General features: G+C 70.9%; 22 protein-coding genes. 5 read left to right on the forward strand and 17 right to left on the reverse strand.

Annotated elements, in window-relative coordinates:
- Positions 1–96: 96 nt before the first annotated feature.
- The 3 genes from AC07AG_RS03810 (at position 97) to AC07AG_RS03820 (ending at position 2,702) form a co-directional block, all read left to right on the forward strand.
- Entirely contained in the window at positions 97–504 is a 408-nt protein-coding gene (locus tag AC07AG_RS03810; protein ID WP_478751491.1) for a RidA family protein, read from the forward strand.
- A 120-nt stretch (positions 505–624) separates the two neighbouring features.
- A complete protein-coding gene (locus AC07AG_RS03815) occupies positions 625–2,100 on the forward strand; it encodes an FG-GAP and VCBS repeat-containing protein (RefSeq protein ID WP_478751493.1) in 1,476 nt (491 codons plus the stop codon).
- Positions 2,097–2,702, forward strand: a complete 606-nt coding sequence (locus AC07AG_RS03820; protein ID WP_478751495.1) for a hypothetical protein — start codon at positions 2,097–2,099, stop codon at positions 2,700–2,702. The genes AC07AG_RS03815 and AC07AG_RS03820 overlap by 4 nt, the downstream gene beginning before the upstream one ends.
- 7 nt (positions 2,703–2,709) lie before the next feature.
- On the opposite strand, the gene AC07AG_RS03825 is transcribed toward AC07AG_RS03820, so the two are convergent.
- The 13 genes from AC07AG_RS03825 to AC07AG_RS03885 form a co-directional block, all read right to left on the reverse strand.
- On the reverse strand, positions 2,710–3,459 hold the full coding sequence (locus AC07AG_RS03825) for an SAM-dependent methyltransferase (protein WP_478751497.1): 750 nt from the start codon (positions 3,457–3,459) through the stop codon (positions 2,710–2,712).
- A gap of 142 nt (positions 3,460–3,601) precedes the next feature.
- Positions 3,602–4,354: a FadR/GntR family transcriptional regulator gene (locus AC07AG_RS03830; RefSeq protein WP_478751499.1), complete on the reverse strand. Its 753-nt coding sequence runs from the start codon at positions 4,352–4,354 to the stop codon at positions 3,602–3,604.
- 17 nt (positions 4,355–4,371) lie between these two features.
- On the reverse strand, positions 4,372–5,412 hold the full coding sequence (denD, locus tag AC07AG_RS03835; protein ID WP_478751501.1) for a D-erythronate dehydrogenase: 1,041 nt from the start codon (positions 5,410–5,412) through the stop codon (positions 4,372–4,374).
- A complete protein-coding gene (gene otnI, locus AC07AG_RS03840; RefSeq protein ID WP_478751503.1) occupies positions 5,409–6,212 on the reverse strand; it encodes a 2-oxo-tetronate isomerase in 804 nt (267 codons plus the stop codon). The genes denD and otnI overlap by 4 nt, the downstream gene beginning before the upstream one ends.
- Positions 6,213–6,262: 50 nt before the next feature.
- Positions 6,263–7,567, reverse strand: a complete 1,305-nt coding sequence (locus AC07AG_RS03845) for an MFS transporter (RefSeq protein WP_478751505.1) — start codon at positions 7,565–7,567, stop codon at positions 6,263–6,265.
- Between the two features lie 49 nt (positions 7,568–7,616).
- Complete coding sequence (locus AC07AG_RS03850) at positions 7,617–8,300, reverse strand: class II aldolase/adducin family protein (RefSeq protein WP_478751507.1); 684 nt, start codon at positions 8,298–8,300, stop codon at positions 7,617–7,619.
- Entirely contained in the window at positions 8,297–9,577 is a 1,281-nt protein-coding gene (otnK, locus tag AC07AG_RS03855) for a 3-oxo-tetronate kinase (RefSeq protein ID WP_478751509.1), read from the reverse strand. The genes AC07AG_RS03850 and otnK overlap by 4 nt, the downstream gene beginning before the upstream one ends.
- A gap of 1 nt (position 9,578) precedes the next feature.
- Positions 9,579–10,505: an L-threonate dehydrogenase gene (gene ltnD, locus AC07AG_RS03860; RefSeq protein ID WP_478751511.1), complete on the reverse strand. Its 927-nt coding sequence runs from the start codon at positions 10,503–10,505 to the stop codon at positions 9,579–9,581.
- A gap of 307 nt (positions 10,506–10,812) precedes the next feature.
- The gene (locus AC07AG_RS03865; RefSeq protein ID WP_478751513.1) at positions 10,813–11,463 is read right to left on the reverse strand and encodes a dienelactone hydrolase family protein; all 651 of its coding nucleotides are present in this window, start codon (positions 11,461–11,463) and stop codon (positions 10,813–10,815) included.
- A 108-nt stretch (positions 11,464–11,571) separates the two neighbouring features.
- Positions 11,572–12,396, reverse strand: a complete 825-nt coding sequence (locus AC07AG_RS03870; protein WP_478751514.1) for a cytochrome c oxidase assembly protein — start codon at positions 12,394–12,396, stop codon at positions 11,572–11,574.
- Positions 12,393–12,815: a DUF2243 domain-containing protein gene (locus tag AC07AG_RS03875; RefSeq protein WP_478751516.1), complete on the reverse strand. Its 423-nt coding sequence runs from the start codon at positions 12,813–12,815 to the stop codon at positions 12,393–12,395. Before AC07AG_RS03875 ends, AC07AG_RS03870 begins: the two co-directional genes overlap by 4 nt.
- Before the next feature lie 235 nt (positions 12,816–13,050).
- Positions 13,051–14,196 carry an RNA polymerase sigma factor gene (locus AC07AG_RS03880; protein WP_478752216.1) on the reverse strand — a complete coding sequence of 382 codons (1,146 nt, stop codon included), beginning with the start codon at positions 14,194–14,196 and terminating at the stop codon, positions 13,051–13,053.
- 8 nt (positions 14,197–14,204) lie between these two features.
- A complete protein-coding gene (locus tag AC07AG_RS03885) occupies positions 14,205–14,612 on the reverse strand; it encodes a YciI family protein (RefSeq protein WP_478751518.1) in 408 nt (135 codons plus the stop codon).
- A gap of 261 nt (positions 14,613–14,873) precedes the next feature.
- Here AC07AG_RS03885 and AC07AG_RS03890 point away from each other — a divergent pair, with 261 nt between their 5' ends.
- Positions 14,874–15,203, forward strand: coding sequence for a DUF4760 domain-containing protein (locus AC07AG_RS03890; RefSeq protein WP_478751519.1), 330 nt, complete (start codon positions 14,874–14,876; stop codon positions 15,201–15,203).
- Positions 15,204–15,275: 72 nt separating this feature from the next.
- Here the strand turns inward: AC07AG_RS03890 and AC07AG_RS03895 are convergent, their stop codons facing one another.
- From AC07AG_RS03895 to AC07AG_RS03905, 3 genes are read right to left on the reverse strand one after another with little or no spacing between them, the layout of a single operon-like run.
- Positions 15,276–15,653, reverse strand: coding sequence for a toxin Doc (locus AC07AG_RS03895; RefSeq protein ID WP_361039155.1), 378 nt, complete (start codon positions 15,651–15,653; stop codon positions 15,276–15,278).
- Positions 15,653–15,892 (reverse strand): hypothetical protein, encoded by a 240-nt coding sequence (locus tag AC07AG_RS03900; protein WP_249585344.1) that lies wholly within the window; start codon positions 15,890–15,892, stop codon positions 15,653–15,655. Before AC07AG_RS03900 ends, AC07AG_RS03895 begins: the two co-directional genes overlap by 1 nt.
- Positions 15,893–15,908: 16 nt before the next feature.
- Positions 15,909–16,517: an ArsR family transcriptional regulator gene (locus AC07AG_RS03905; RefSeq protein WP_478751522.1), complete on the reverse strand. Its 609-nt coding sequence runs from the start codon at positions 16,515–16,517 to the stop codon at positions 15,909–15,911.
- Positions 16,518–16,637: 120 nt separating this feature from the next.
- On the opposite strand from AC07AG_RS03905, the gene def reads away from it, so the two are divergent.
- Positions 16,638–17,291 carry a peptide deformylase gene (def, locus tag AC07AG_RS03910; protein ID WP_478751524.1) on the forward strand — a complete coding sequence of 218 codons (654 nt, stop codon included), beginning with the start codon at positions 16,638–16,640 and terminating at the stop codon, positions 17,289–17,291.
- A 46-nt stretch (positions 17,292–17,337) separates the two neighbouring features.
- Here the strand turns inward: def and AC07AG_RS03915 are convergent, their stop codons facing one another.
- Positions 17,338–18,666 (reverse strand): aspartate aminotransferase family protein, encoded by a 1,329-nt coding sequence (locus AC07AG_RS03915; RefSeq protein ID WP_478751525.1) that lies wholly within the window; start codon positions 18,664–18,666, stop codon positions 17,338–17,340.
- Positions 18,667–18,707: the final 41 nt, after the last annotated feature.

Consider the following 18,707-nt stretch of genomic DNA (forward strand, 5'->3'; position numbering starts at 1 on the left):
AGGGTTTCCAGGTAACCGCCGGAGACCACGAGTGTCTCGGTTCGGTGGACGCGAGCCCGCGAGCCCGCGAGCTCTCAGGACGAGGAGACAGTCAGCATGGCCATCACCCTGGTGAATCCCGACGGGTTGCCGAAGATCGATGCCTACCGGCAGGTGTCCATCGCGACCGGGTCGAAGCTGGTGTTCGTCGCCGGGCAGGTCGCCTGGGACGCCGAGGGGGTCACCGTCGGCGAAGGGGACCTCGCCGCCCAGGTCGAGCAGTGCTACCTCAACGTCGCCACCGCCCTGGCGGGGGCCGGGGGTTCCTTCGACGACGTGGCGAAGTTGACCGTGTACGTCGTCGACTGGACGCCCGACAAGATGCCTCTCTTCGGGGAGGGAGTCGCGCGGGCGGCCGCGAAACTGGGGGTCACTCCGGTACCGCCCGGCACGCTGGTGGGCGTGGCGGCGCTGGACGTGCCCGGCCATCTGGTGGAGGTCGAAGCCACGGCGGTCATCGACTGAGCAAGTGCTGCTCTTTCAGGGCGTGTTGCCCTGCACGGGCACCGGGACGCGGGTCGGGGTGGCGTAACGGAGTGATCTCGGGCCTTGGTACCGGGCGCGTACATCGGATCTAGTGGCCGCATGAAGCACGAGCGGGCAGAGGGCAATTGCAAGGGCTTGCGGCGGCGAGGGGGGCTCGGCCTCCTCGCCGCCGCACTGGTGATGGGCACCGCCACGGGTGCGTACAACCACGAGGTCCGCCCGCCGATCCCGGACAGTGCCTGCCGTCCGGCGGCGTCGGCAGGCACGTCCGGACCCGCGGGCCGGGTGGGCACACCCGCTCCCGACTTCGACGGCGACGGCCACTCCGACCTGGCAGCCGAGGTGCCGGCCGGCAACGGAGACGTCTCCGAGACCGGCCGTATTGCCCTGGTGTACGGCTCGGCGCACGGTCCGCGCCCCGCACACCGGACGGTGTTCACGCCCAAGGACTTCCGGCTGCCCGCACACGACGGCATGTCCTACGGACTGTCCGGTCCCACCGTCGCCGACCTGGACGGCGACGGACACCTCGACCTCGTCGCGGGCGGAAGCGCCCATGTGCAGTGGGGCGACCCCGACGGCCCGGACCCCGCTCACCGGCCCGCCCGCGTCCGGCTGCCGCACGTCGGGAAGGGCGAGTCCGCGATCGACGGCAAGGGTCACGGCGTCTACGGGGACCAGCCGGTGGCCGGTGACTTCGACGGGGACGGCCACGCCGACCTGGCCACTTTCCGCACCGATACGGACAAGCGGCGCCTTGTGGTGCTGCACGGCCCGTTCACACGTACGGGAGAGCCCGCACGGACCAGCGAGCGCGCCGACCCGGACCCGCGCGGGGCCAATGCGGTGGTCGATCTCCAGCTCATCGCCGCGGAGGCCACCGGCGACCGCGCCACCGACCTCTTCGTCTACGAGCCCGCAGCGCCGGGCACGCCCCTGCTCCTCACCGGCGGCGCCGACACGGCGACCGGTCTCGGCAAGGAACCCGAACGGCTACCGAAGGGCGAAAGCATCGCCGTCGGCGACTTCGACGGCGACCACCGGCCCGACATCGCCATCGGCGACAGCGGCATTCCCGACGACGAGGAGCTGGAACCGGCCGACCGCAAGGGCACGGTGACCATCCGCTACGGCAAGGCACCCGAAGCCCGCGTCGTCATCGAGGGCGGCGCCCGCAAGGGCGGCTTCGGCATCGGTCTGGTCGCCGGGGACCTGAACGGCGACGGCTGCGACGACCTCGCGGTGCACAGCGCGGGTGACCGCTGGGGCGACAGCGGCAGCGTCGACATCCTGCGGGGCGGCTCCTCTCCCGGCCTCGGCTCCCAGCCATGGCGTCACGTGCCCCGCTCGCGCCATGTGCCCGACCCCGATCCCCTGAACTCGCAGCACTGGACGGGCAGTCCGGTGAGCGCGGCCGATTTCGACGGGGACAGCCGCGACGAACTCGTCCTGGCCACCGCCTACCAGACCAACCTCGGCCGGGACTGGTGGATCATCGACGGTGCAGGCAGGGACATGGCATCCTTCGACGCCGCAGACCTGGCCCGCCGCACGGCAGGGGAGAAGAGCCGTTGACGACATTCCGACGCCACTTGGAGCAGATGGCGCTGCGCACCCTGGGCGGGTTCCCCGACGGGTTGATCCCCGACATCTACGTGGTCACGTTCCGCATCGACAGCGTCGACCAGGACCCCCGACACCCCTACGTGGCGATCGGCTACAACACCGAGACCGAGGTGGCCCGGCTGCTCGCGGAGACAAACTCCGCCGAGCCGTGGGAGGCGCGCTGGAACTACGCCTACTTCCCGCCGTCGGGCCTCGAAGGCATCCGCATCGCCGGCCACCATCCCGAACACGATCCGGTCGGCGCCGACCTGTACCGGCGGGAAGCGGTGGTCCAAGACCTCTGGTACGAGGACGAGGACGACCTCTCCGAGGAGGAACAGGACGAGCGCGACGAACAGCTCGCAGAGCACTTCGACGCGCTCTGCGTCGACCTGGCGCGCCAACTCCACGCGGACGGCCGCCTCGTCGGCATCTTCGGGCGGCCCCTGCCAGTGATCCTCTACAACATGTTCGACCCTGACGCGATGTTCGCGCTGACCGCGGCCGCCAACCCGCCCGAGCTGGTCACGGAGTTCATGAGCGAGGACCCGGAGGCGCAGCCACAGGCCTGAACAGCGGTCAGGACGTGGGCGCCCGGCGCAGGAGCAGCGTGACGAATCCGAGCGTGCCCCGGTAGCCGCGCAGCCAGGCGTCGCGGTGTGCGGCGGCGGCTTCGAGGGCCTGGCCGGTGTCGGGGTGCTCGGGATGGTCGAGGGCCCATCGGGAGAGGTCGCCCGTCCAGGACCATTCGTAGGCGTCCCATTCCTGGAGGGTGCTGACGTGTCCGTACACAGGGACCCAACCGTCGGCCATGACGTGGTCGACGGTCGTGGCCAGGTCGACGTACTCATCAGCGGTGAAACCGGCGTCGAGCGTCCCCTGATCGGGCTCGCGTTCCCAGAAGCCCTCGCCGACGAGAATGCTCCCGCCGGGGGAGAGGTGACGGCCGGCGGCCTTCAAAGTGGGCAGCAGGCCGCCGAAGGCGTGTGTGGCACCGACGCTGACCACCACGTCGTAGAGGTGCGGGGAGGTGAACTCCGCGGCGTCCTGGGCGTGGAACGCGACCCGGTCACCCAGACCCGCTTCGTCGGCGGCACGCCTGGCCGTGGCGATGGCCCCCGTGTCGTTGTCCACGCCGTCGGCACGGAGGCCGGGACGCATGGCCTGTGCCCGCGCCAGCCAAGTGCCCGCCCCGCACCCGAGATCGAGGATCCGTGCCTCACCGTGCGGAAGGGCGCGGTCGAGGAGTACGTGCACTGAATCGTCGCTCAGTGGAGCGGCGATGGGGTGTCCGGAGTGGGCGATGGAGCTGATCTGTTGACGATGCATGGTCACATCCTGCCCGGTGCCTGCCGGGTGGGCGTCCGAGTCGCCCGGAAGTCGCCGGGCGGCGACGGTGTGAGCCACTGATGCGCCGAGGGGCCGGCCACATGGCCCGCCCCTCGGCGCACATCAGGCGTACGCACTCACATCACGGCGCCGCATCCAGGTCCACCCCGAGATCGTCCGTCTCCGTCCAGAAGCCCTCGTCCGCGTCCTGCAACCGGGACGCGGCGTGCTTCATGTGGCGGCGAACGGCGCTGCGGGCCGCCGCCGCGTCGCCCGACTCGACGGCCGCCAGGATCGCGTGGTGCTCGACCCGCACCGCCTCGATGAAGTCGTCGCGCCGCGCCTCGTTGGCGCGCGTGACGCGGATGCCGCCGCGCATGACCTCGCCCAGGTACCGCACGGTGGAGACCATCACCGCGTTCCCGGTCGACTCGGCGATCGACTGATGGAACGCCAGGTCCTCGTCCACGCCGTCACCGCCGGCCGCGACCGCCTTGTCGATCGCGGCCAGGGACTGGCGCATACGGGCGACGTCGTCCGGTGTCGCCCGGGTCGCCGCCAGCGAGGCCGCCTCGCCTTCCATGGCACGGCGGACCTCGACGATCTGCATGACCTTGGACTTGGTGCCGGAGGCCTCGGCCTCCAGGTCGAGCGGCCGGGTGCGCCGGGGCATCACGAACACGCCCCGGCCCTGGCGCGGTTCGACCAGGCCCGCGTTGCGCAGCCGGGAGACGGCCTCGCGGATCACGGTGCGGCTGACGCCCAGTTGCTTGACCAACTCGACCTCGGTCGGCAGCTTGTCGCCCTCGGCCAGACGTCCGGACTCGATCTCCTCCGAGAGGATCGCGGCGACCCGGTCCGCGAGCCGAATGGGGCCACTCACCTTGGAGAACATGCTCGTCAGTCTATCCGTCAGGGCCTGATCGCCACGGCTGCGGGCAGCGCCGCGGCCGTGACCGCCTCGGGGTGGTCCTCGGCGTAGGCCCGTACGACCGACTCGAAGCTCTCGTCGGGGAGCAGGCCGAGCGCCGTGGCGCGCGCGTTGTCGAAGGCGGCGGGCCAGGAGCCGACGATGGCCTCGACGGCGGGGTCGGGCGCGACCGTCACCAGGTCGGCGACGGCGTCACCGGCCACCCGGCGCAGGGTGTCGAGCATCCCGGCGACCGTGACCGTGAGCGCCGGAAGATTGACCGGCAGCCCTCCGTCGAGCTCGCCGGGACCACTGCCGCGCTCGGCCTCGGTGATGCGCAGGATGCCCTCGACGGTGCGCCTCGGCGAGGCCAGGGCGACCCGCAGATCAGGGCTGACCGGGCAGGTGGCGGGCAGACCGGAGAGGGGCTCGCGGACGATGCCGGACAGGAAGCTGGACGCGGCCGCGTTGGGCTTGCCCGGCCGCACCGACACGGTCATCAGGCGCGCCACGCGCCCGTCGACGAAGCCCCGGCGGGTGTACTCGGCGACCAACTGCTCGCAGATGCGCTTCTGCGTGCCGTAGCTGGACTGCGGCGTGGGCAGCGTCGACTCGCCGACCACCTCCGGCAGCGGCAGCGCGGCATCGGAGCCGTAGACCGCGACGCTGCTGGAGAACACCACCCGGGGCGTGGGACCGCCGGTGGCCGCCTGCGCGCGGGCGGCGTCGAGCAGCGCGCGGGTGGTGTCCAGATTGGCGCTCATGCCGAGGTCGAAGTCGGCCTCGCACTCGGAGGAGACCGCGGCCGCCAGGTGGATCAGGACGTCCACAGGCTGCGCGAAGATCTCGTCGAGGCGCTCGCTCAGGTCGCCCTGGACGACGTCCACCAGCGGATCGGCCGACAGAGGCGACTCGCTCGGCACGAACCGGTCGGCGAGCACAAGACGGTCGATGGGCGCTCCGCACAGGGTCCGCCGCTTCAGCAGGGCGTCGGCGACCTGCCGTCCCAGGAAGCCGAAGCCACCGGTGATGACGATCCTCATGCGCGTTCTCCTCGGTAGTTCTTGAGCCAGCCGAGCCCCTCGCTCGTGCCGGCCCGGGGGTTGTACTCGCAGCCGATCCATCCGTCGAAGCCGAGCTCGTCGACGACGGCGAACAGATGGTGGACGTCGAGTTCGCCCTGGTCGGGCTCGTGGCGGTCGGGCACGCCCGCGATCTGCAGATGACCGACGCGACCGGTGGGAAGGTCGCGGCGCAGTGTCGTGGTGAGGTCGCCCTCCACGATCTGGCAGTGGTAAAGGTCGAGCTGCACCTTGAGGTTCGGCGCGCCCACCTCCTGCACGATCGCGTGCGCCTCGGCCTGCCGGTGCAGGAAGTAGCCCGGCATGTCACGGCCGTTGATCGGCTCGATCAGGAGATCGACCCCCGCGGCGGCGGCCTGCTCGGCGGCCCAGGCCAGGTTGGTCAGGTAGGTGGCGCGGTGCGCGGCTCGCTCGGCGGCCGTCGCGTCCGGCGGCAGGAGACCGGCCATCACATGCACCTGGCCGCAGCCGAGCGCCGCGGCGTACTCCAGTGCCCGCTCGATCCCGGAGCGGTGCTCGGCCTCGCGGCCGGGCAGCGAGGCGATGCCCCGCTCGCCGGACTCCCAGGATCCGGGAGGTGCGTTGAACAGCACCTGCCGCAGGCCGTGGTCGTCGAGCCTGCCGCGCAGCTCGGCGGGTTCGTGGGCGTAGGGGAAGAGGTACTCGACGGCCTGGAAACCGTCCGCCGATGCCGCGGCGAAGCGGTCGAGGAAGTCGACTTCCGTGTACATCATGGACAGGTTCGCGGCGAACCTCGGCATGCGTGCTCCTGTGGTGGGGCCAGGGCCGTTGGGGCCAGGTCGAGTCCCGGTCATCGGTTGACGACGTCCTTCTTGGTGCTCAGCACGGCGACCGCGCCGACGACGAGGCTCAGGGCAAGGACGTACATCGGGATGGAGGTCGAGCCGGTGGCGTCCTTGAGGCCGCCGATCATGTACGGGCTGACGAAGCCCGCCAGGTTGCCGACCGAGTTGATCAGGGCGAGCCCGGCCGCAGCGGCGGTGCCGCCGAGGAACGCGGTGGGCAGCGACCAGAACAGCGGGGCGCAGGTGAGCACGCCGGCCGCGGCGAAGGACAGGGCGATCAGGGACAGCACCGTCGACCCGCTCCAACTGGCGGCCAGCGAGAAGCCGACGGCACCCATGAGGCTGGGGACGACCAGGTGCCAGCGGCGCTCACGGCGCTTGTCCGCGGAGCGTCCGAACAGGTTCATCGCGACGAGCGCGGCGAGGAACGGCACGGCGCTGAGCACGCCGATGGTGAAGTTGTCGTCGATGCCGGTGGACTTGACGAAGGTGGGCATCCAGAACGTCAGGGCGTACTGGCCCATCACGAAGCAGAAGTAGATGAGGCACATCAGCCACACCTTCGGGTCGCGGAAGCCGTCCCAGACCCGGCTGTGCTTCTGGTGCGCGGTGTCCTTGGCGATCGCCGCCTCCACGATGTCCTTCTCCTCGTCGGAGAGCCACTTGGCGCTGCGCACACCATTGTCGAGGTAGAACAGCGTGGCGACGCCGATGAGGAGCGCCGGGATCGCTTCCAGCAGGAACATCCACTGCCAGCCCTGCCATCCGCCGACCCCTTGGAAGCGGTCCATGATCCAGCCGGAGAGCGGGTTGCCGAAGATCCCGGCCACGGGGATCGCCGACATGAACATCGCGATGACGCGGGCCCGGCGGTGGGAGGGGAACCAGTAGGTGCAGTAGAGGATGACACCCGGGTAGAACCCGGCCTCCGCGGCGCCGAGCAGGAAGCGCAGCACGTAGAACATCGTCTCGCTGGTGACGAGCGCGAAGGCTCCCGAGATCAGACCCCAGGTGATCATGATCCGGGCGATCCAGGTGCGTGCGCCCACACGCTGCAGCATCAGGTTCGAGGGGACCTCGAAGAGGAAGTAGCCGATGAAGAACAGTCCGGCGCCGAGGCCGTACGCCGCTTCGCTCAGGCCCAGGTCGTCGGACATCTGCAGCTTCGCGAAGCCGACGTTGACGCGGTCCAGGTACGAGAAGACGTAACAGAGGATCAGGAAGGGGACGATGCGGAGAACGACCTTGCGGAACACGGCGTTCTCACGGGCGAGGTCGGGTGTCTCCGCCGTGGTGGTGGACGTGGACATGCGGAATCCTTACTGCGGCTCAGGGGATTCTCCGACGGGCGGTGCGCGATCACCAAGAGGCGCCGAACACGGCCTTGAGTTCGTCGAGAGCGGGGGAGGGGAGCGGCTCGGGGCGACGGTCGGTCAGGAGCCAGAGGCGTGCCGTTTCCTCGAGTTCTTCGAGGACGGCGAGAGCGGATGCGGCGTCCGGGCCCCAGACCACCGGGCCCAGACGGTCGAGCAGTACGGCTCTGATCGGCGTGCGTCCCGCGGCACGATCAGCGATATGGCCGGTCACCAGGTCGGCCACGCGGGGATCGCCGGGCCGGTGGTAGGGGATGAGCGGGACGTGTCCGACCTTCATGACGTAGTACGGAGTGAGGGGCGGAAGCACGTCGTCCGTGCTCCACACTCCGGCCAGGGTGAGTGCGACCAGCTGCGTGGAGTGGGTGTGGATGACGAACCGTGCCGTGGGGTCGGCGGCACAGATACGCCGGTGCAGGGTGAGGGTCTTGCTGGCACGGTCGCCCGCGATCTGCTCGCCTGCGGCGTCGACCAGGGCCAGGCGCTCCGGGTCGAGGAAACCCAGGGCGGCGTCGGTGGGGGTGATCAGGTGGGAGTCGCCGAGCCGTGCGCTGATGTTGCCCGCGCTGGCGTGGACATAGCCCCGGGCGAAGAGGCTTGTGCCCACCCGGACGATCTCGGCGCGCGCGTCGTCGACGTCGCGCGCGGCCGGGCTCGGGAGCTGCGTCATGCCGACTCCCGGGCGAGGTGGGTGAAGGACGAGGTGAAGAAGTCGGGGCCGCCGAAGTTGCCGGACTTCAGCGTGATGTGGAGCGTGTCCCCGCCGGGCAGGGCCGCGGCGCACCACGGCACACCGGGGTCGATCTGCGGTCCGATGCGCAGACCCGTCAGGCCCAGCGCCTGGACGACCGCGCCCGAGGTCTCGCCGCCGGCGACGACGAGCTGCCGGACACCGAGCCCCACGAGCCCCTGGGCGACGCGGGCCAGGGTCTGCTCGACGAGCTCACCGGCCTCGGCGACACCGAGGCGGCCCTGGACGTTCTTGACCGCGTCCGGCGCCTCGGTGGAGTAGACGAGCACCGGCCCGTCGGCCAGATGGGCGGCGGCGAAGGCCAGGGCCTGCCCGGCCACGTCGTCGCCGTCCGCGATCCGCAGCGGATCCACGCTGAACGCGGGCCTGCCGCTCCGCAGGAACTCCCGGACCTGACCATTGGTCGCACTGGAGACCGATCCGGAGACGACCGCCTGATGCCCGGTGGGCCGGGGCAGCCGGGCCGCGGCGGGGGACGGCTCGAAGCCCCAGTTCGCGGGCAGGCCGATCGCCAGACCCGACCCTGCGGTCACCAGCGGCAGCCCCTTGACCGCCGTGCCAAGGCGTACGAGATCGTCGTTCGAGACGGCGTCGACGATCGCGGCGCCGATGCCCTCCTCGCGCAGCGCATCGATGCGCTGCCCGATCGCCTCGGCACCGGCGGCGACCACGGTGTGGTCGATGAGACCGACCGGGCGCGCGGTCTGCGCGCCGAGCACGGAGACCAGGTTGGAGTCGGTCATCGGCGTCAGGGGGTGATGGCGCATGCCGCTCTCGCTCAGCAGCACGTCCCCGACGAAGAGATGGCCCTTGAAGACGGTGCGCCCGTTGTCGGGGAACGCCGGGGTCGCGACCGTGAAATCGGTGCCGAGGGCGTCCATCAGGGCCTCGGTGACGGGCCCGATGTTGCCGGCCCGCGTCGAGTCGAAGGTCGAGCAGTACTTGAAGTAGATCTGCTCCGCGCCCGCCGACCGCAGCCACTCCAGCGCCCGCAGCGAGGCCTCGACGGCGTCGGAGGCCGGGGTGGTCCGCGACTTGAGCGCGATGACGACCGCGTCAGCGTCGAGCGGTCCATCGGCTCCGGTCCGCGGTACGTCGATCAGCTGGATCACGCGCATGCCCGCACGCACCAGGTTGTTGGCCAGGTCCGTGGCGCCGGTGAAGTCGTCGGCGATGCAACCGAGTCGGATTCCCATGTCAGCCCTCCGACTTCTCGGTCTGTCCGGGCAGCTCGATGCCCGGGAAGATCTTGATCACCGCGCTGTCGTCCTCGCCGCCGAGACCGGAGGCCGACGCCTGCAGGAACATCTGATGGGCGGTGGCCGCCAGAGGGAGGGGGAACTTCTCCGGTCGGGCCGCGTCGAGCACGAGCCCCAGGTCCTTGACGAAGATGTCGACCGCGGACAGCGGCGTGTAGTCCCCGGCGAGCACGTGCGCCATGCGGTTCTCGAACATCCAAGAGTTGCCCGCGCTGTGCGTGATGACCTCGTAGAGCGCATCGGCGGGGACGCCCGCCTTGATGCCGAGCGCCATCGCCTCGGCCGCCGCGGCGATGTGCACACCCGCGAGGAGCTGATTGACGACCTTGACCTTGGAGCCGATCCCGGCTTCGTGGCCCAGCCGGTAGACCGTGCTGCTCATGGCTTCGAGCACCGGATCGGCGATCGCGTACGCCGTGGGGGCGCCCGACGTCATCATGGTGAGCTCGCCGCTCGCGGCCCGTGCGGCGCCGCCGGAGATGGGGGCGTCCAGGTAGAGCACGCCACGCTCGGCCAGACGCCGTTCGAGCTCGGCGGACCAGGTGGGGTCGGCCGTGGAGCACATGACGTAGACGGAACCCGGATGCAGCCGCTCGGCCGCGCCGTCGGCGCCGAACAGGACCGACTCGACCTGCGCCGCGTTGACCACGACGCCGACCAGGACGTCGACCGAGGCCGCAAGGTCACCGGCGGAGGCGAAGGCGGTGCCGCCGTCCTCGGCGAAGGCCGATGCCACATCGGGGCGCAGGTCATGAACACCCACATCGAAGCCCGCGTCCCGCAGGCTGCGCGCCATGCCGAGCCCCATGGCCCCCAGCCCCACCACGCCCACGCGTGGCAGTGCCGGCCTGTCGTGGTCGTTCATGCCCGTCCTCGTCTCGCTGTGCTGTGCCGTCCGGGGTGCGGCCCGGCTCTGAATCCGTGCGGCGATCGGGTCATATGATGACCTGAGGATGTGGGATGGCGCACTGTGATGCCGGTCACATGCCGGGTGATGGCGTGGCCGGTGGCTGCCTGACGGGTGAGGAGTGCGTCCGGCCGCTCTCGGCGACCGGCGCGCAAGTCCCCTCGCCCGGCAGCCACTTGACGTGGTGTCAGTCACCGGTGACGTACGACGGGTGCGACTGCCCTGGCGTACGTGCACGTGCGGGCGGAGCCTGGCCGGCGGACCTTCAGGAGTGCGTCTGCCCCATGCCGGCGAACCATCGGGCCGCCACGGCGGCGACCTCGTCCAGTGCCTGCGGTTCCTGGAACAGGTCCGTGGCGTCGGGGATCACGCGCAGCCGGTTGAGGGGACGCAGCCGATTGGCCGTTTGCCGGTTGAGCCGCAGCACCTCGGTGTCGCGGCCCCCTGCGAGCAGCAGGACCGGCGCGCACACCTGGCCGAGCACGTCGTCTCCTGCCAGATCGGGGCGGCCGTCGGGGCAGACCACCGTGTCCACGATGCCGGGCCGGGCGGCCGCGGCGCCGAGCGCGGCAGCCCCGCCCGTGCTGGCCCCGAACAGGCCGAGCGGCAGATCGGTGGCACGGGCGGCGAGCCAGTCCACGGAAGCGATCAGACGGTGCGTCAGCAGACCGATGCCGCAGTGATGCCGGGCGGTCGCCCAGTCCGCGGCCTCTTCGTCGGCGGTGAGCAGGTCGATGAGCAGCGTCCCGAGCGCGGCGTCCTGCAGCGCGTCGGCCACGGCCCGGTCGCGAGGGCTGCGCCGGGAACTGTCGCTGCCGTGGGCGATGATCGCGACGCCGAGCACCGTGTCCGGAAGGGTCAGTTCACCGATGATTGCCCCCTCGCCGCTGGACACGGTGACGGTCTCGGACAGCATAGGACCTCCGGATTCCGGGGACGGGTGTGTGCCGGGTACCCCGCGCGGTTCTCACTACGCGGCGACCTCTGGGGGTGCGCTGGTGAGGAGGCCAGGACGCGCTCGGGATCAGCGGGGACGGGTCCGCGACGTGCGCCGGGAAGGCATTTCGCCCCACGGCTGCCCCGGCCCCGCCGTTTCCGCGTCGAGAGCGCGCCGGGCCCGGACGAGGGCACGGCCCCCGGCGGCGTACCACTGGTGCCCGAGCAGCACGGCAAGGGCGATGCCGACCACGTCCCCGCCGTAGTACATGACGTACGACGCGAGGTGCAGGTCGGACGCGGCATAGGAGGTGCCGGGCGGGCCCGTGGCGTACAGCGACTTGGCCAGGATGCCGTGCGCGGCCGCCGCGGCCAGCAGGGCAACGCCCCGCAGCGCGAACCCTGCCCGGTGGCGCAGCGGGTCCAGTGCCAGGACGGCGAAGGCGAACAGCACGCCTGAGGCCAGCAGATGAGCGCTGACGAGTGCGTGCAGCCAGGGCCGGTGGTGGCCGGCGGCAAGGAGCGGCGTGCGGTACACCGCCCACAGTCCCGCGCTGTGCAGGAGCGCGGCCGACGGCGGCCACACGAGCAGGGACGCGGGCCGGGAGCGTACGCAGGACAGCAGCCGCCGCCGAGGTCCCACCGGCAGGGCGCGCAGCGCCAGCGTCACGGGCCGGCCGAGCACGAAGAGCAGCGGCGCGGTCATGCCGATGCCCAGATGGGTGGCCATGTGCCCGGTGAACGGCGGCCACCCGTCCCATGGAGCGACCAGCGAGACGACGAGCACCGCGCCGCCCGCGCAGAACGCCGCGTCACGCCGGTGCGGCCAGCGGTCGCCGCGCCGGCGCAACCGCCCGGCCGCCGCGACATAGCCGAGGCAGCCCGCGGCCACCACCAGCGCGAAGGCCGTCATCGGCGGGCCCGGACCAGCAGCAGTGCGCCGACGAGCAGGAACAGCACGGCGATCACGTTCCAGGTCCAGTCGTAGGGTGCGAGGTCCACGCCGTAGCGGATCTGGTGCAGCTCCAGAGCCTTGTGCTGGAACGTGCCGTCGTACAGCTGAAAGCCACCGAGGCCCAGACACAGGCCCGACCACCAGGCGGTGAGGTGCCGGGCACTCCGGCGCCACAGATCCGCGTACAGGAACAGGCCCGCCACCATCGCCAGCCAGCCGAAGGCATGGAAGATCCCGTCGGACACCAGCCCGGCCTCGCTCGATGCCTTGTCGTAGAAGTGGTGCCAGTGCAGCAGCTGGTGGAACACCGTCTCGTCGACGAAGGCCGCGAGCCCGACGCCGACCAGCGCCCCGGAGAGCAGGGACCGCCCTCTCACCGGTCCGCGCCCCTGTGCGCGGCGCCCTTGATGAGTTGCTGCTCACGGGGATGGAACGTCATGCGGGTCTCCTCGGCGTTCGGCGTCCGGCGGGAAAGCGAGGCGCCGAGTACCCGGAAGCGGAAGGACAGACCGTCGCATTCGCGCCGATGTGCCGCCTGACACGGGGGCCTGGGGGCCTGGCACGAAGGCCTGACGCGGACGTCCGGCACGGTCGCCCGGTGCGGCGGTGCCCTCAGTGACGCCGGTGGGCGTTGAGCCGGGCGGCCTGGCGCGTCAGGTGGTCGCGTTCGGCGAGGTTGGGCGCCTTCTGGGCCGCCTCGGCGTACAGCTTTGCCGCCGTCGCCAGGTCGCCGTCACGCTCGTGGAGGTACGCGGCCACCGCGGCGTACCGGGGCAGCGAGTCGTCCAGCGTCGCGAGCGCCGAAAGACCGGCGCGTGCTCCGTCCGCCTCGCCGACGGCCACCGCGCGGTTCAGCCGGACGACCGGGCTGTCGGTGAGTCGTGCGAGCTCGTCGTACCACTCGACGATCTGCACCCAGTCGGTCTCCTCGGCGGTGGGCGCGTCGGCGTGGAGCGCCGCGATGGCGGCCTGGGCCTGGAACTCGGCAAGGCGGTCACGGGCGAGGGCCGCCTGCAGGATGCCGATGCCCTCGGCGATCGACTCCGTGTCCCACCGGCCGCGGTCCTGCTCGGCGAGCGGCACCAGGCTGCCGTCGGGCGCGGTCCGTGCGGCGCGCCGGGCGTGGTGGAGCAGCATGAGGGCGAGCAGCCCCGCCACCTCGGGGTGGTCGATCGCGGCCGCTAGCTGCCGGGTGAGCCGGATGGCCTCGGCGGCGAGGTCGACGTCGCCGGAGTAGCCCTCGTTGAAGACCAGGTAGAGGACGCGCAGCACGGTGGCGACGTCGCCGGTCCGGTCGAACCGCACGCCGGAGACGGTGCGCTTGGCCCGGCTGATGCGCTGCGCCATGGTCGCCTCGGGCACCAGGTAGGCCTGGGCGATCTGCCGGGTGGTGAGCCCGCCGACGGCGCGCAGCGTGAGCGCGACCGCGGACGACGGAGTCAACGACGGGTGGGCGCACAGGAAGTAGAGCTGGAGCGTGTCGTCCACGGTGGGAGCGGGCCCCGGCACCGGCTCCTCTTCGACGAGGTCCTCACGCCGACGGCGGGCGGTGTCCGCCCGCGTCGCGTCGAGGAACTTGCGCCAGGCCACGGTGACAAGCCAGCCCTTGGGATCCCGCGGCGGGTCGGCCGGCCAGACGCGGACAGCCTCGACCAGCGCTTCCTGCACGGCGTCCTCGGCCGCCGCGAAGTCGGCTCCGCGGCGGCCGAGAATGCCGAGCACGCTCGGCGTGAGGCTCCGGAGCAGGGCCTCGTCCACGTCGGAGGTCACTCCGTGACGGTGGGATGCGCGCCCAGGAACGGACGCAGCTCCAGCCACTCGTGGATCGGCTTCCCGCCCGCGCCGGGGGCGGCCGACAGCTCCCCGGCCAGCTCGACGGCGCGCTCGTAACTGTCGACGTCGATCACCATCCACCCGGCGATGACGTCCTTGGTCTCGGCGAACGGCCCGTCGGTGACCGGCGGGCGCCCTTCACCGTCGAACCGGACGAACGTCCCCTCGGGCGCGAGCGCCTGACTGTCGACGAACTCACCGGTCCCCTCGAGCCGGTCCGCGAAGTCCCTCATGTACTGCACGTGGGCCGAGATCTCCTCAGGCGTCCACTGGTCCATGGGCACGTCGTTGACCGAAGCCGGAGCGCCGCGGTAGTGCTTGAGCAGCAGGTACTTGGGCATCGTGTTTCTCCTCGGTACTGGTGCGACCCATTGTGGTCACATTCACCACGGGGACGGAGCGGGCCACGGATTCTCGACATCGTCGGCCGAATCTTTTTCTGGAGAGTGAGACGCCCGCTCCTCCACCTGCGCACTGGGCGCCCGGGAGTGCGCACGATTGCCGCTACCCTCCCGGCCCTGGCCGGTCTCTTCCGGAAGCACCGCAGCCACCGTCTGGCCCACGCGCGGCAGTTCGTGCACGATCAGCTTCCCGGTTGTGACATGTCGGCAGGGCTGGCCGGACTGCCGGAAGAGCAGCGGGACCTCGTCCGTGACCTGGCCTGGTTCTACGACAACCTGGGCGCTCTGGTGGCTCATGGAGTCGTGGACATCGAGCCTGTTTCCGGATACCTCGGCGGCTCGGTGATCTCCGTGTGGGAAGGCATGATGCCGCTCGTGGAAGCGGAGCGCGGGAAACGAGCCGCGCAGGCCATGCCGGACCCGAATCGCTGGCAGGAGTACTTCGAGAACCTCTATCACCTCGTGCGTGAACTCCCCGCCGACCGGGCCCGTGCGCAGACCAGGCTGTGGCGGATACCGCCGCAGCCCTGATCGGCGCCCATGGGCGATGCCGCTGTACCGCCGCGGCGTGCAGCACCTCGCCGGACCCTCGCCGGAGCCTCGTCAGACCTTCCAGGACCTGATTTGATCGGCGACCGCGTAGACGCTGATGCGGCTCTCGCGGATCTTTCGTACGAGGTCGGACAGTGCTCCGTAGGGCGGGTCTATGCCCTCGCCTGACTGGTCCATGTACTGGGCCGCGACGAACGCCGCGTACAGGCTGTTGCGGTACGGCAGTGGTTCCAGGCGCACGATGGTGTGCAGCAGGGCGGCGGCGCGCCAGGCGGCGTCCGGGTCGGCGGATTCCAGGGTCGGCAGTTTCGTCTTGTGGCGGGCGACCGCGGCGACCAGCGCGGAGTAGTCCGACACGGACATGTCCTCGGGGGAGACGGCGAACTCCTGGACGTCCAAGAGCCAGGCGACGTCGACGAACAGAACCATCAGGCGGCCGCGGACCCCTCGTGACGCGCGGAGGGGGGAATCTCCTCGGGGTTGGCCGCGTCGAACTCGGCACGCAGCCTGTCGGCCCACAGGGAGGCGCCTGCGACGAACTTCTGGCGCTCCATTTCACGGATCCCGAGGTCGTGCAGGTACTGCTTGAGGCTCTTGCCCTCGGCCGCCGCGGCCGCGCGGACGCCCTTGAGCTCCTCGTCGGTGAAAGTCACGTTCAGAGACGGCATGTCTCCAAGGTACCAACTAGGTACCTGTCGGGGGAGTGTCTCCCCCGACAGCGCCGGAATCGGGCTGTGGCAGCAAGGGGAAGAGCCTGGTGATGAGGGCCACCGGGCGGGCGCCGTCCGGCCTGGCCAGCGGGCGTTGTTCGCGGGCCTGGTAGGGGGTCAGTGCTCGGCGGACGGTGTCCGCGACCTGGTTCATCTCCTCGGGCGTCAGGTAGGCGATGGCGCTGAAGGCCTCGTCGCGGCGCCATTCGGCCGGCGCCTGGTCGCGCTGGGCGAGCCAGCGCTGCCAGCTCTCGTCCTCGAGGCCGCGAGCCAAGTCACCGAACTGCTCCTCGGCGGGTGCGCCGGCGGCGGGGTGGTGCTGCTTCAGGCGCCAGGGGCGTGCGCGTCCCCCGTGGTGAGGAGCTTCCTCGATGTGTCCGTGCCGTGCGAGCTGCCGCAGGTGGAACGAGCAGAGCCCCGAGCTGTGGCCGAGCCGGGCGGCGGCTTCGGTCGCCGTGACGGTGCCGACTTCGGCCAGCAGGTCCATCAGGGCCGTACGCACCTCGTGCTCGCGCAGTTCGTCGCCGGTGTCCCGCGTCCGGCGGCCTGGGGAGGGAGAGGGGGTGAGGTCATCTTCAGTCACTTTGCAAAGTCTGGTACTTTGCAAAGCCAAGTGCAAGGGGTTGGGCCGCGGTGTCGTCCGTCATCCGCGGAGTGCGGCGTATGGCGTGCGGCGTATGGCGTATGCAGAAGGGGAGGCGTCATGTCTGTTCCGTCCCGTCCCGTGGACCGGCGAGTCCGTGTGCAGGGCCGGCCCGTCGACACGTATCCCGCCCTGTCGCCGGAGGCGGAACGGGGTTCGGTGCGCCGGGTCACGGTGGTGGGGGAGGACGTCCTGAGCCGTCCGTGCCTGGAGGTGACCGAGTTCGGAACCGCGGAACTGTCGGCGCTCATCGACGACATGTTCCTGACGATGTACGTGGCCGACGGCGCAGGCCTCGCCGCCAACCAGGTGGGCGTCGCCCTGCGGCTTTTCGTGTACGACTGCCCGGACGACGACGGGATCCGGCACGTCGGCCACATCGTCAACCCCGTTCTGGACCTGCCCGATCCGGGCAGCCGCCGACTCGTCGACGAGTTCGAGGGCTGCCTGTCGGTGCCCGGTGCCACCATGGCGGTGTCCCGCACCGATCGGTCCGTCGTGCGCGGGTCGGACAAGGACGGCAACCCTCTCGTCATCGAGGGGACGGGCTACTTCGCCCGGTGCCTGCAGCACGAGGCCGACCATCTCGTCGGCCACACGTATCTTGACCGCCTCTCCAAGCGGGACCGCAGGGACGCCCTGCGGCAGATGGAAGACCGCCGCGATGACGTCTTCGCGCAACGGGCCGCCAAGGCCGACACTTTGAGGGCTTGAGGGCTTGAGGGCGGCATACCGCCACGGCCCTCTCGCGTCCGGTGTCTCAGAGCTCGGCGCAGGCTTCGCCGATCGCCTGGTCCAGCATCGTCAGGCCGAGCGAGAGTTCGTCCTCGGTGGCCGTCAGCGGCGGCGCCATCCGCAAGACCCCGCCCATGCCCGCGAGTTGGACGATGTTCATGTGCAGGCCCAGTTCGAGGCAGCGCCGTGTGACCCGCGCCCCCAGCTCGTTCGAATGCCGCTTCGTCTCGCGGTCGACGACGAGTTCCAGCCCGGCCAGCAGACCCCTGCCGCGGATGTCGCCGACGACCGCGTGCCGCTCGGCGATGTCCGTCAGGCCCTGGTGGAGGAACGCGCCCAGCGACCGGGCGCGTTCGTCGAGCCGCTCGCCGATCAGGACGTCGAGGACGGTGTTGCCGACCGCGGCGACCAACGGGTCGGCGACGTGCGTGGTGAAGAACAGGAACCCGCGCTCGTACGCCTCCTGCTCGATCTCGGCGCTGGTCACCACGGCCGCCAGGGGCAGCCCCGCTCCCAGCGTCTTGGAGAGCGTGAGGATGTCGGGGACGACGCCGTCGCGCTCGAACGCGTACCAGGTCCCGGTCCGGCACAGACCGGTCTGGGCCTCGTCGAGGATCAGGAGCATGCCGCGTTCCCTGCATTTGGCGTGCAGGGCCGCGAAGTATCCGGCCGGGGGCTCGATGATTCCGCCCGAGCTGAGAATCGGCTCGACGAGGCACGCGGCCAGGCTGCCGGTCGACTGGGCGTCGATCAGGTCGAAGGCGAAGTCCAGCTGGCGGCGCCAGTCAAGCGAGCCGTCGTCCGTCGTGAAGTCGGGCCGGTACGTGTTCGGCACGGGGATGGCGAAGTTGCCCGGTGCGCCCGGTCCGTAGCCCTTGCGCCCCGCGCTGTAGGTCGCGGACGCGGCGGCCTGCGTCATGCCGTGCCAGGACCGCGCGAAGGAGACGATCTCGTGCTTGCCCGTGACGAGTTTGGCCATCCGGATCGCGGCCTCGTTGGACTCGGCGCCGGTCGTCAGGAGCAGAGCCTTCTCCAGGGGCGCGGGCAACGTGTCGGCAAGGCGTCGGGCGAGGTCGACCACCGGGCGGCTGAGCATGCCGCTGAAGAGGTGGTCGAGCGACGCGACCTGCCGCTGGACGGTGGCGACGATCTCCGGGTGCGAGTGGCCCAGGATCGCGCTCATCTGGCCGGAGGTGAAGTCGAGGATCTTCCGGCCGTCCGCGGTGAACAGGAAGCTCCCGGCGGCACGTTCGATGATCTCGTGGGTGAACTCGCCGCCGTAGCGCACGAGATGCCTCTCGGCATCGGCCCAGAAGGTGTCGGTGGACGCGGGAGCGGTCGTCGAAGCGGTCATGTCGCCGACGGTAGGCGGCAGCCGAGCGACACGTCCATCTC

It is taken from the genome of Streptomyces sp. NPDC044044 (assembly GCF_056434405.1).